Here is a 12,041-nt window from a genome sequence, read left to right as displayed (position 1 = left end):
CTGTTATCCCCCTCTCTTGCATATCCATTGACGTGCCGAAGCCGCAAATGGTTGCAGTGGTTCACTTCCAATTTGTAGTTTATTCTCTCATCCGCAGAAATTCATCACTAAGCATAGCAAATGATGCTTTGATGTGCATTACATGATACAACAAGGTGACAACCCGCAAAAAGCACGTCAGGCCGACGCGCTTCGAGGCTGCTCTCTCACTCTATGGAACTATCCTATCACGCTTTGTCCGCACCTTCAAACCATCCGCAGCCAGCCTGAACTGGATCTCTCCGTCCCGGTCGGTGCGAAAGACAGGGACCTCCGCGCGCGCTAGTGCGGCCAGCACGTCCGGGTGCGGATGCCCGTAGCGGTTGTTGCGCCCCAGCGAGATGACGCCTGCCGCCGGGGAGAACGCTTCTACCCATTCCGGAGTGGATGACGTCCGGCTTCCGTGATGCGCCACCTTGTATACATCAACGGGCGGCAGCCGGCCTTGGCCCGCGGCGGCAGCCAGCATGCGCCGTTCTCCGTCGGCTTCCACATCCCCCGTCAGCAGCATCGTCGCCTGCGCCTTGCTGCGCGGATGGGTCAGCGTCAGCAGCAGGACGAGGGAGGCGCGATTTTGATTCTCCTCCTCCGGGAGAAGAATCGCATCGCTATCCGGCATCGGATAAAGGACATCAATCCGGGTCCATTCATCGACCATCCACGAATCGCCGGCCCGGCCCCCGCTGATCGGGATGCGCTTCTCCAGAGCCGTCCGGTACAGCGCAGTCATCGTCGCCGAGGACTTCCACGTGCCGTTCGTGATGAAGCGGCTGACCGGCATATGCCGCAGAACCGCCAATAGCCCGCCGGCATGGTCTTGATCGGCATGCGTCAACACGACCGCATCCAGCCGCCGGACGCCCCGCTCCTTCAACAGGGGAACGACCACCTTCTCGCCGATCTCGAACGGCACCCGGCGTTCCCTCCATCGATCCCCGGGCCTGCGGAAAGTCACCGTTCCTCCCCCGTCGACCAGCACATGCTTGCCGGAAGCCGTACGAATCAAAATGCCGTCGCCTTGCCCGACATCAATGAAGCTGACCAGGGCATCTCGGCCGAGGCCATCCCGGCAGCCCCAGACAAGAAGCAAGACGAGCGGAACGACCGCCAAGACGGAGCCGATGTACCGAATGCCTCGCGGGGAGGAGCGCACCTCCACGAATGAGCCGAGCGGCTGTGTATCGCCCTCCTCCGCCGTCCCCATCCGGCTGCGGAGCAACGCTCTTCCGCCTTCTGCCGTCCGGCGCCATGCAGCGAAGACGAGACATAGACTGCCGTAGTAAGCACCAATCCACCATAGCGGAAGCTGCGGCCAGATCAAGCCCGCGCCTTCGATGGCTGCCAGCCATTCGACGATCCGGAACGTCAGCCCATTCATCTGCGACACAATCCAGGCTAGCGGGCGGGCTGCCGGTTCATAGAGAAGGCCCGCGAGGAGCGAGAGCGTTCCAGCGGGGAGCACGCCAAGACTGATAATCGGGACGAGCAGGAAGTTGGCCGCAAACGACAGAAGCGAAAATTGATGGAAGTAATAAGCGGTCAACGGAAAAGAGACCGCCTGGGCAACCAAGGTTACGGCGGCGGAAGAGGACAGCCACAGCGGCCACCCCGGCAGCAGTTGCACGGCGCGGGGCACCCCGATTATCAATCCGGCAGTCACCGCGAACGACAGCTGAAAGCCGATCTGAAGCGCATAATACGGCTCCCACACCAGCATCGCCACCAGGACGAGGGCCAAAATGTGGAGCCCGTCCTTCAGCCAGCCCTTGCGCAAGCAGTACAAAGCAATCATCGACATCAATCCTGCCCGGATAACCGAAGGAGCCGATCCCGTCAGCAGCATATACGCCGGGAGGCAGGATTGAACGATCAACAGCCCCTTCTCCTTCGATAAGCGGAGAAGCCGGAGAAGGCCGAGAAGCGCCCCCGCGAAAACGCCGACATGGAGTCCCGAAATGGCAAGCACATGCGTCAGACCCAGCTCCGAGAACTGGCGGTAGGTCTCCGGATCCAGTTCCGTCCGGCTTCCAAGCACAAGTCCCTGCATATATCCGCTATGGGGCTGCTTATACAGCCGCTCCATAAGCTCCAGCAGCGCTCCGCGGACCCGATCGACCCGGGCAAGCGCCCGCTGCGCGGCCTGTTCCGCGCGCTGGTATCCATTCCGGTCCAATCCGTCCATGATGACGGCCTGCTCCGCGCCAGCAACCCGGAGAATCCAATGAATACGCTGCGGCCGAAGATACTCCCGATAGCTGAACGCCCCGAAGTTCGACGCGTCTCCCGGCGCGGTCAGCCGGCCATGAAGGCGCATGGGCTGGCCCCGCTCCCACCGCGCCATCGCGTCCAGCTCGGACGGCGCGGTCAGGCGGATCTGGACCAGCAGCTTCTCGTCCACGGACTCCGGACCGCCTCCTGCGTCTTCCTGCCAGGAGACGGCCCGGAAATGAAATTGCACCCGGTCCCCGTCCCGCTCCGCCGGAGACAGAATATAGCCGTCCCAGCTTCCCTCCGCCGCCGGCTGATCCGCATCGGGAGGCGGGGCCCAACGGCTGGAGTTGAGGTTGTCCGTTACGATGTATAGCGAGGCCGAACAGAGAAGCGCCGCCCCGTACAATGCCGCCTGTCTCCCGCTGCACCAGCGGAGGGCGCATCCTAGCGGAAGGGTCAGCAGCAGTCCCGCTACAGTCAGTATGGCATGAACGGCGGATAATGCGGCCGCGGCGTGAATCCCGATCACGAAGCAGACGGCCGCGGCCACAATCGGTCTGCGCGATAGCAATTCGATCTCACCTCCTGGTATGGACTCGGCCTGTCATCCTTGTAAGCACTCAGTGTCGCTGTATCGGCTTGTCAGGCTGATTCAGGTTAGCTGTCTTGCCGAAGAACGCAAAAAACCTCCACGCCATCTTTCCGCGGCCGCCACTGTTCATGGCATGCCCGGAATTCCGGCATGGAGGTTCTTCCCCACATCATTAATCTGTCGTATCCATTATCGTCTCCTGCGGCGGATGGTAGGAGGCCAGCGTCCGGAACGTAATTCCCTTCTGCTCCATCATCGCCGCAACCTTCCCGCTGTCCTTCGGATAAGGGCGGTGGTACACGATCTCCGTCACGCCGCTGTTCGCCAGCATATTGGCGCAGGTCCAGCACGGCTCGTCCGTCACGTAGACCGTAGAGCCCTCTCTGTCGATCCGATCCGTGAACAGCAGCAGGTTTTGCTCGGCATGAATGGTGCGGATGCACCGTTCCTTTTTCACCATCCGCTCCTCGCGGTCAACGACGATCTTCTCGTACTGCTCGACAATCATGCATCCCGCTTCGCTGCAATCCGGCACTCCCATAGGCGCTCCGTTATAGGCCGTTCCGAGAAGCTTCTTGCCCTGCACCAGCACAGCGCCGACATGCCGCCTAGGACAGCGTGAACGTGTAGACACCATATAGGCGATATCCATGAAGTAGGTGTCCCAATCTTTGCGTACACTTGTTGTCATCCGATTCATTCTCCCGTCTGTAGTAGGCTGATGACCGCTGCCATCGTTCTTATCCTCATTGTAAGCACGATGCCCTCATGGCGCAACCGGATTTGTCATCAGTCGGCCGTCCCGCTACTCGATCGAGGCTTGATCGCGCAGCTTGGCGAAGATGGCGGGGCCGATCCCTTTGACCTTCTTCAAATCCTCCAGCCGCTGGAACGGGCCGTGGTTCTCCCGGTATTTCACGATCGCCCGCGACTTGCTGGGCCCGATCCCCGGGAGCTTCATTAAGGCTTCCGCATCGGCCTCATTAATATTGATCCGTCCGCTCGCCGCGTGCTTCGGCTTCGCTTCTGCGGATGGCCTCGCGGCGCGTGCTTCGCCCGCAGCGGACAAATCGCTCCCTTCTCCCGGGCCGGGTTCGGCCCGCTTCTTGTCTGCCTGCATCGTTAGGGGCCGGTTCGCATCACCCAAGCCGCGGCCGGCGCTCTCCCCCGCACCCGAGGCCGAAGGGGGACCTTGTTCTCTTCCGGTTCGCGGCAGGGAAGAAGCGGACGCCGGATTCGGGCTTCCGCTCCGTTCCGCCAGAGCCCCGCCCTCCTCCTCGGCGGCCAGACGCTCGGCAATCGCTTCATTGAGCGGGGTCCATCCCCCCGCAGCCTCCTCCCATTGCGGCTTCAGCCATAAGCCCATGGCGACGGCAAGCCCGGCAATCGCCGTCCCCGTCAGAGCGATCCAGACACGCAAGGATAACGCATGACGGCTCTTCCTCATGCCTAGTCTCCTCTCGTTAGAACACGTATATTGGCCAACCCATCCTACATATAGGTAATAAACATAGTATAGCCATTCGTATATATTGGGCGTTCTGCGTCAGGGTATGCAAATGTGCAAACAGAGGAGGGAACATCCGTGAAGGTCGGATTTATCGGTACGGGAAGTATGGGGACAACGCTAATCGATGCGTTCATTCAATCCGGCGCTGTGACACCGGAGCAGGTCATAGCGAGCAACCGTACGATGGACAAAGTCCAGTGCCTTGCGTCGCAACACCCCGGGCTTCAAGTCTCGCCGAGCAATGCCGAGACGGTCCGGCACAGCGACATTGTCTTTCTGTGCGTCAAGCCGCTGGAATTCAAGGCGGTCCTGAAGGAAATACGGCATGCTGCGCACCCGGATCTCATCCTGGTGTCGATTACGAGCCCGGTGCTGCTGGAGCACCTGGAGCAGCAGCTGCCGTGCAAGGTGGCGAAAATCATCCCGAGCATTACGAGCTACGTCCGAAGCGGCGCATCGCTCTGTATGTACGGGAGCCGGATTCAGACGGAGGATCGGAAGCTCCTGGAGCGGCTGATGTCATCCATCAGCCAACCGCTGCGCATCGATGAGAAGTACACCCGCATCTCTTCCGACTTGTCAAGCTGCGGTCCGGCGTTCATCGCTTACTTCCTGCAGCGGTGGATCGATGCCGCGACGGAAGCCACCGGCATCGGCCGTGACGAAGCGTCGCGTCTTGCCTGCGAGATGCTGCTGGGCACCGGCAAGCTCCTGACGGAAGGGGGCTTCACTCCGGAACAGCTGCAGCAGCGCGTAGCTGTCCCCGGCGGCATCACCGCCGAGGCGCTCCGGCTGATGAAGGAAGAGCTGGCGGATATGTTCCCCCAGCTCATTCAGGTCACCCACGCGAAATATGAAGAGGACCTGGAAAAGGTTCACTCCCAATTCTCCGGACAGGAAGCTAACCGACCACGATATTGACCAGCCGGCCTTTGACAGCGATGACTTTACGGACGGTCTTGCCAGCAATGGCGTCCTGAACGTTCGGCAGAGACATCGCTTTTTCCTGCATGGCGGCTTCGTCCGCATCGGCGGCGATTCGAATCCGATCCGCTATCTTGCCGTTCACTTGAATGACGATCTCCACTTCGGCGTCAACGGTCAATGCTTCGTCATACGATGGCCACGGCACATACGTGATGGTGGCGTTATGCCCCAGGCGCTGCCACAATTCCTCCGCGATATGAGGAGCGAGCGGCGACAGCAGCTGCACGAAGTTCTCCATCGCCTGGCGCGGCAGCGTCTCTGCCTTGTACGCGTCATTAATGAAGATCATCAACTGGCTGATGGCCGTATTGAACCGCATCGCCTCAATATCCTCGGTCACTTTCTTCACGGTCTTGTGCCAGGTCCGAATGAAGCTGTCTTCTCCCGGCCCGTCCGTAATCTTGCTGTTCAGTTGGCCGTCCTCCGCGATGAACAGGCGCCAGATCCGGTTCAGGAATCGGAACATGCCTTCGACGCCCTTCTCGTTCCATGGCTTCGTAATCTCGAGCGGCCCCATGAACATTTCGTACATTCGCAGCGTATCCGCGCCGAATTCGTTCACGATATCATCCGGATTGATGACATTGCCGCGGGATTTGGACATTTTCTCGCCGTTCGTGCCGAGGATCATCCCCTGGTTGACCAGCTTCTGGAACGGCTCCTTCGTCTCAACGACGCCGATATCGTAGAGCACCTTATGCCAGAAGCGCGCATACAGCAAGTGGAGGACCGCATGCTCCACTCCGCCGATATACAGATCGACCGGCAGCCACTCTGCCTGCTTCTCTTTGGAGCACAGCTCCTTCTCGTTCTTCGGATCGATGAAGCGCAGATAATACCAGCAGCTTCCGGCCCACTGCGGCATCGTGTTCGTCTCGCGGCGCGCGCGCATCCCGGTCTCCGGATCGACCGTATTCACCCACTCGGCGACGTTCGCAAGCGGCGATTCGCCGGTGCCCGACGGCTGAATGTGATCGACCTCCGGCAGCATCAGCGGCAGCTCCGATTCCGGAATCGGCTTCATGGTGCCGTCCTCCAGATGAATAATCGGAATCGGTTCCCCCCAGTACCGCTGGCGGCTGAACAGCCAGTCGCGCAGGCGGTACGTCACCTTCGGCTGGCCGACGCCTTCCGCCGTCAGCCACTCATTCATGCGGGCAATCGCCTGAGCGTTCCCGAGGCCGTTCAGGAAGTCCGAGTTCACATGCGGCCCGTCGCCGCCGAACGCTTCCTTCGTCACATCTCCGCCGGAGACGACTTCCACGATCGGCAGATCGAATTGCTTCGCGAATTCCCAGTCCCGCTGGTCGTGGCCCGGAACGGCCATAATGGCCCCGGTTCCGTAGCCGGCGAGAACGTAATCGGCAATCCAGATCGGGAGCTTCGCCCCGTTGACCGGGTTGATCGCGTACGCGCCGGTGAATACCCCTGTCTTATCCTTCGCGAGATCGGTGCGCTCCAGGTCGCTCTTGCGCGCAGCCTGCTCCCGGTAAGCTTGAACCGCCGCTTGCTGCCCGGAAGCCGTGATCCGGCCGACCAGCTCGTGCTCCGGCGCCAAGACGCAGTATGTCGCGCCGAACAGCGTGTCCGGGCGGGTCGTGAACACGGTGATGTGGTCGTCATGTCCATCGATCGCGAAGCGGACCTCCGCCCCTTCGGAGCGTCCAATCCAATTGCGCTGCATATCTTTCAAGCTCTCCGGCCAATCCAGCTCATCCAGATCCGCGAGCAGCCGCTCCGCATATTCCGTAATCTTCAGCACCCACTGCCGCATCGGCTTCCGGATCACCGGGTGGCCGCCGCGTTCCGACTTGCCGTCGATCACTTCCTCGTTCGCCAGCACCGTGCCGAGCGCCGGGCACCAGTTCACCGGAATCTCCGCTTCATACGCGAGCCCGCGCTTGTAGAGCTGGATGAATATCCACTGGGTCCATTTGTAATAGTCGGGATCGGTGGTGCTGATCTCCCGGTCCCAGTCATAAGAGAAGCCGAGCGACTTAATCTGGCGGCGGAAATTGTTGATGTTCTTCACCGTAATGTCGCGCGGATGTTCGCCCGTGTCGAGCGCGTGCTGCTCAGCCGGCAGGCCGAACGCATCCCAGCCCATCGGATGAAGCACATTGTACCCTCTCATGCGCTTGAAGCGGGAAATGATATCGGTCGCCGTATATCCTTCCGGGTGGCCGACATGCAATCCCGCGCCCGAAGGATACGGGAACATGTCAAGCGCGTAGAACTTCGGCTTGCCGGAGTTCTCCTCTGTAGCGAACGTCTTGCGCTCTTCCCAGTACTGCTGCCATTTCTTTTCCAAAATTTGCGGTTGATAGCCATGCGGCTGGTTGACTTCCTGACTCATCCGTAATCCTCCTTGCCGTGCCTGGCGAAGGCTGCGCGCGCAGCCCGCCCCGCACCTTATGCGAATATCATGCTTGAACCGCAGGAGACGGGCATCCCGCCCCTCCGGGCCGAACCGGGCCACTCCGCCCGATTCGTGCGGTCACCTCCCGCTTCCGCTCCGTATCTGCCGGATAGGGCCGGACATCGGGTCTGGTTCATGCTGCTGCCACCGAAACATCATGCGCGTGCCTGCCGCTTATCTATTCCGATACAGCCAAAAAAACCTCCCGCCCTTAGCGAAAACGCTAGGGACGAGAGGTTCAATTCCCGTGGTACCACCCTAGTTAGCGAAAGGCATGCTTTGCCTTCCACTCCCTCTGCACCGTTAACGCCGGTGAAACGTCACAGCCTCCCTGCCGTTCGGCTGCGAGACTCCGAGGCGAGTTCGCTCCTGCCCATCACCGGCTTCCACCACCCGCCGGCTCTCTGTTCGATGCGCGTATCGAGCTACTGATCCTCATCACAGTCTGATTGCACTTGTTCAATTGTATGCATAGCCTTGACCAGCTTACGCAAGCATCTCTATCATAATGAAAATTAAGGATATTGTCAACGATTGTCGCCTAGCAGCCGTGTTATGGGCGGCTATTCCTTGACTGCAACATAGAAAATGCGCGCGGACTGGCCGTTCGGCGCCTCCCATGCGAAATCGGCATACATGTCCACGCGGGCAAATCCGGCCTCGCGCAGCCAGGCCGCCATCGCTTCCGTCTCATAGGCGCGCTGAACATGGGTTTCGTCGACCCGTTCGAACAGGGAGCCCTCATCTTGCCGAATGAAAAAAGTCAGCTGATGCTCGATCTCCCGTCTCGCCTCGTCATAATCGCAGAACCAGATATATGCGAGATCGTCCTCGTCATACGCGAAAGGCTGCGACTCCGCATACGACTCGAATTGGCGAATATGATGCACATCGAACAAGAAGACGCCTCCGTCGCGCAGCTGACCATGCGTGGCCGCGAACACCCGCTTCACATCCTCCTCTTCGGTGATGTAATTCAGGCAATCGCAGAACGAGACGACAGCGTTTGCCGGCTCGCCACCATTCCATGCCCGCATATCCTGGCACAGCCAGCGGATGCTGCCGGATGTCGCGGGCGCGGAGGCGGACTTCTGCTCGGCGACGGCCAGCATCGTCTCTGACCGATCGATGCCGGTCAGCGCGTATCCTCTGGCGGCGAGCGGAAGCGCAATGTTGCCCGTTCCGCAGCCGAGGTCGACAATCCGCTTCGGCTTCGACGGCAAGTAGCGCCGCCACGCCTCCTCCGCGAATTGCACCCAGGCGTCATAGGGCATATCCTCCATCAAGCGGTCATAGACCGCGGCAAAGCGGCCGTAAGATTCCATTCAAGCCTCTCCGTCCTTCCCTCGCACTGCGGCATTGTTAGCCTTCTTCCCCTGCGCCGTTGCCGGCGCTTCTTCACGTGCCGCGTGTCAGCGCTTCTTCAGCTGCGGCGGATCCGGCTTCTCGGTCTGCAGGATCTGCTGGAGCTGATCCGGGCCAAGGGCCGCGCCTTTCTCCGTCAGCTCCGTCCAGCTTCCCTGCTGCTTGACGAGGCCGGCCCTCATCAAGCGCCCGACCGCGCGCTTGAACGCCGACTTGCTCATCCCGAACCGCTGCTTCACAATATCGGCCGGAGTCTCGTCCGAATACGGCATCGCTCCGTTCGGACGCTCCCGCAAGAACGAGAACAGCCGATCCGCATCCCTGTCCATGCCAATCTCCTTGCGTTCGGCCATCGTCACGTTCACGCGGCCATCGTCGCGGATATGGGTGACGCGCACGCGCACCTTCTCCCCGAGCCGGAGCGGCCGCGGCCGAATCGATTCGTGCAGGAATCCGATGACCCCGAAGCCGATCGGACCGCCGTCGAGCACGAGGAAGGTCCCTATCTTCAGCGGCCGGTAGACGATGGCCTCGTGCCATGTGTTGCGCCAAGCGGCCGGCGCGTCAAAAGCCAGCGGAACAAGATCCTGTTCCAATGCCGCCCGCGCCACGAGCCGGCCTACCCGGTCATGGACCATCTTCACGTAGACGGTGTCCCCGACTAGGGGATGGAGCGGCTCGTATTCCGGCAGTTCGCTCTTCGGAAGCAGCAGTTGGCGCCCGATGCCCATTTCCAGGAAGCAGCCATAGCGGGGATGAATGTCCGCCACCTGGAGCGGCGCGACCTCATCCAGGGTGAGATACGGGCGCTTCATGGTCGATGCGAGCCGATCCTCCGTATCATAGAATAAAAAGACGTCGACCTCGTCCCCCGGCTTCACCGGATCTGTCAATTCGGAATAATGAAGAATGACGTCCTGTTCCCCGTCTGTCAGAAAGTAGCCGTAAGGCGACACCTCCCGCGCCACCTGCAGCCGTGTTATCGTGCCCGCGGTCAGCGTCATGCCATCTCCACAACTTTCGCGTCGGACCACAACTTCTCGATGTTATAGTATTCGCGCTCGTCTCGATGGAAGATGTGGATGACGATATCGCCGAGATCGAGCAGGACCCAGCGCGAGGATTCCAAGCCTTCCATTCCCCGGACCGCTGCGCCCGCCTCGTGAACCCGCTTGCGCACCTCGTTCGTAATCGCTTGCACCTGGGTATCCGAATTCCCGTGGCACACGACAAAATAATCCGCAATCAGGGAAATCCCCTGCAGATCGAGCACGACGAGATCCATCGCTTTTTTCTCTTCCGCCGCCGCGACAACGATGTCGAGCAGCTCTCTTGGTTGAATGGTCATACCGTAACCTCCATTAATCCTCATATACTGGCACTCCGGCAACGGAATTGCATACAGCTCCGTTTCCCTTATGCCGTTAGGCTTCCCTAATTCTGCTCTAATTCTTCAATCAGCCGGTTCCGTGCAATTACCGTTAACGGAAAAATACGCCGGCGCTGGGAAAGCAAAAAGCCGATCGTGGAATCGAAGCCGGCGATAAGCGCAAGGTTAACATCCTGCCCGGCCAATTCCCGGATTCGGTCCACGCCCGGAAAATCCCGCCCCGGCTCGATATAATCCGCCAGACAGACCACCTTGTCGAGCAGGGTCATCGGCGCCCGGCCCGATGTATGGTAGCGGATCGCATCCAGAACCTCCTCATCCCGGACGCCGTAGTCCCGGGCGGCGACGACCGCCCCAACGGGCGCGTGCCAGAGCTGCTTGTCGTATTCCAGCAGCTCGGGCGGCAGATTCTCTTCGCGAATGACCTGTTCCATCCGCTCGGTCGGCCAATACTTGGCGACATCGTGCAGAATTGCCGCCAGATCCGCCTTCTCCGGATCCGCGCCGAAGCGATGGGCCAACACCACGGCCGTATCCATTACGCCCTGGGTATGCTGCCAGCGCGCGGCCGGCATCTGCGCCTGGACGGATTCAATCAGTTGCTGGCGCGTCAGATTCATACAACCCCCACCTTGCCATATAATGTTCGACGGCTTCCGGAACGAGATAGCGAATCGAGCGTCCCCCCGCTCTTCTCTGCCGAATGTCCGTCGAGGAGATATCCATCTGGGGCATATCAGCCGCCAGGATGCGGCCCCGCCATGCAGCCGGCAGCTTCTCCTCGCTCCAGCCGATGCCCGGCCGGTGCAACCCGACGAAGCGGATCAGACGCATCAATTCGTCGATCCGATGCCACTTCGGCAAATAATCAACCATATCGCCGCCGATAATCCAGTGCCAGCTTACATCCGGGTAGGCGGCTCGCAGCGAGATGACAGTGTCATACGTGTAGGACACGCCCCCGCGCGCAAGCTCCCAATCGCTCGCCCGGAACGCCGGATTGCCCGCGACGGCCAGCCTGGTCATCTCCAGGCGATGCTTGCCGTCGGCCTGAAGCTGATTCGTCTTGTGCGGCGGCACGTGAGCGGGCATGAACCACACCTCATCAAGATTGGCGGCTTCGCGGGCGCATTCGGCCGCGACCAGATGCCCCAGATGGATCGGATTGAATGTCCCGCCCATGATCCCGATTTGTCTCACGTCTGCACCTCCGCCAGTTAGGGCAGTTCAATCTGTTTATGTTCAGCCGATTCCTTGTAGAGCACGATCGTTTTCCCGATGACTTGGACCAGTTCGGCGCCCGAGCGGCTTGCCAATTCGTCCGCAACCTCGAAGCGATCGTCCATGCAGTTGTTCAAGATCGATACTTTGATCAGCTCGCGCACTTCGAGCGCTTCCTCGATATGGCGGATAAGCTGATCGTTGGTTCCCCCTTTGCCCACTTGAAAAATAGGCTGCACATGATGTGCGAGCGAACGCAAATAACGCTTTTGTTTTCCTGTTAGCATGTTTGTCCCTGCCTTATATG

Annotated in this window: 11 protein-coding genes and 1 other annotated feature; of the genes, 1 reads left to right on the top strand and 10 read right to left on the bottom strand. The window is 60.3% G+C overall.

Features of this window, described 5'->3' with window-relative positions:
• Positions 1-211: 211 nt before the first annotated feature.
• From L6439_RS08250 to L6439_RS08240, 3 genes are all read right to left on the bottom strand, one after another.
• On the bottom strand, positions 212-2,821 hold the full coding sequence (locus L6439_RS08250; RefSeq protein ID WP_213469046.1) for a ComEC/Rec2 family competence protein: 2,610 nt from the start codon (positions 2,819-2,821) through the stop codon (positions 212-214).
• A gap of 193 nt (positions 2,822-3,014) precedes the next feature.
• On the bottom strand, positions 3,015-3,533 hold the full coding sequence (locus L6439_RS08245; protein WP_168179281.1) for a deoxycytidylate deaminase: 519 nt from the start codon (positions 3,531-3,533) through the stop codon (positions 3,015-3,017).
• Positions 3,534-3,647: 114 nt separating this feature from the next.
• A complete protein-coding gene (locus tag L6439_RS08240; protein ID WP_213469045.1) occupies positions 3,648-4,289 on the bottom strand; it encodes a ComEA family DNA-binding protein in 642 nt (213 codons plus the stop codon).
• Between the two features lie 138 nt (positions 4,290-4,427).
• Between L6439_RS08240 and comER the strand changes: the two genes are divergently transcribed.
• Positions 4,428-5,273, top strand: a complete 846-nt coding sequence (gene comER, locus L6439_RS08235) for a late competence protein ComER (RefSeq protein WP_168179279.1) — start codon at positions 4,428-4,430, stop codon at positions 5,271-5,273.
• Here the strand turns inward: comER and leuS are convergent.
• The 7 genes from leuS to yhbY all read right to left on the bottom strand — a co-directional run bounded on the left by leuS (position 5,254) and on the right by yhbY (position 12,021).
• Positions 5,254-7,695: a leucine--tRNA ligase gene (gene leuS, locus L6439_RS08230; protein WP_168179278.1), complete on the bottom strand. Its 2,442-nt coding sequence runs from the start codon at positions 7,693-7,695 to the stop codon at positions 5,254-5,256. The two genes, comER and leuS, sit on opposite strands and share 20 nt — an antisense overlap.
• A gap of 285 nt (positions 7,696-7,980) precedes the next feature.
• Positions 7,981-8,209: a binding site (T-box leader), on the bottom strand.
• 112 nt (positions 8,210-8,321) lie between these two features.
• Positions 8,322-9,083 carry a class I SAM-dependent DNA methyltransferase gene (locus tag L6439_RS08225; RefSeq protein ID WP_213469044.1) on the bottom strand — a complete coding sequence of 254 codons (762 nt, stop codon included), beginning with the start codon at positions 9,081-9,083 and terminating at the stop codon, positions 8,322-8,324.
• A gap of 87 nt (positions 9,084-9,170) precedes the next feature.
• A complete protein-coding gene (locus tag L6439_RS08220; protein WP_168179276.1) occupies positions 9,171-10,127 on the bottom strand; it encodes a CvfB family protein in 957 nt (318 codons plus the stop codon).
• On the bottom strand, positions 10,124-10,471 hold the full coding sequence (gene rsfS / locus L6439_RS08215; RefSeq protein ID WP_168179275.1) for a ribosome silencing factor: 348 nt from the start codon (positions 10,469-10,471) through the stop codon (positions 10,124-10,126). The genes L6439_RS08220 and rsfS overlap by 4 nt, the downstream gene beginning before the upstream one ends.
• An 86-nt stretch (positions 10,472-10,557) precedes the next feature.
• Positions 10,558-11,133 carry a bis(5'-nucleosyl)-tetraphosphatase (symmetrical) YqeK gene (gene yqeK, locus L6439_RS08210; protein WP_213469043.1) on the bottom strand — a complete coding sequence of 192 codons (576 nt, stop codon included), beginning with the start codon at positions 11,131-11,133 and terminating at the stop codon, positions 10,558-10,560.
• Positions 11,105-11,713, bottom strand: coding sequence for a nicotinate-nucleotide adenylyltransferase (locus L6439_RS08205; protein WP_168179273.1), 609 nt, complete (start codon positions 11,711-11,713; stop codon positions 11,105-11,107). Before L6439_RS08205 ends, yqeK begins: the two co-directional genes overlap by 29 nt.
• A gap of 17 nt (positions 11,714-11,730) precedes the next feature.
• Complete coding sequence (gene yhbY / locus L6439_RS08200) at positions 11,731-12,021, bottom strand: ribosome assembly RNA-binding protein YhbY (protein WP_087442052.1); 291 nt, start codon at positions 12,019-12,021, stop codon at positions 11,731-11,733.
• Positions 12,022-12,041: the final 20 nt, after the last annotated feature.

Source organism: Paenibacillus dendritiformis, assembly GCF_021654795.1.
Lineage (GTDB): Bacteria > Bacillota > Bacilli > Paenibacillales > Paenibacillaceae > Paenibacillus_B.
Note: the sequence above shows the minus strand (reverse complement) of the source record. Positions and strands in the feature narration are given on the sequence as shown.

What these genes read in the sequence shown, in the direction of transcription:
- L6439_RS08240 (WP_213469045.1), bottom strand. Translation starts at nt 4,289, where the DNA reads ATGAGGAAGAGCCGTCATGCGTTATCCTTGCGTGTCTGGATCGCTCTG.
- leuS (WP_168179278.1), bottom strand. Translation starts at nt 7,695, where the DNA reads ATGAGTCAGGAAGTCAACCAGCCGCATGGCTATCAACCGCAAATTTTG.
- L6439_RS08245 (WP_168179281.1), bottom strand. Translation starts at nt 3,533, where the DNA reads ATGACAACAAGTGTACGCAAAGATTGGGACACCTACTTCATGGATATC.
- L6439_RS08225 (WP_213469044.1), bottom strand. Translation starts at nt 9,083, where the DNA reads ATGGAATCTTACGGCCGCTTTGCCGCGGTCTATGACCGCTTGATGGAG.
- L6439_RS08220 (WP_168179276.1), bottom strand. Translation starts at nt 10,127, where the DNA reads ATGACGCTGACCGCGGGCACGATAACACGGCTGCAGGTGGCGCGGGAG.
- yqeK (WP_213469043.1), bottom strand. Translation starts at nt 11,133, where the DNA reads ATGAATCTGACGCGCCAGCAACTGATTGAATCCGTCCAGGCGCAGATG.
- yhbY (WP_087442052.1), bottom strand. Translation starts at nt 12,021, where the DNA reads ATGCTAACAGGAAAACAAAAGCGTTATTTGCGTTCGCTCGCACATCAT.
- rsfS (WP_168179275.1), bottom strand. Translation starts at nt 10,471, where the DNA reads ATGACCATTCAACCAAGAGAGCTGCTCGACATCGTTGTCGCGGCGGCG.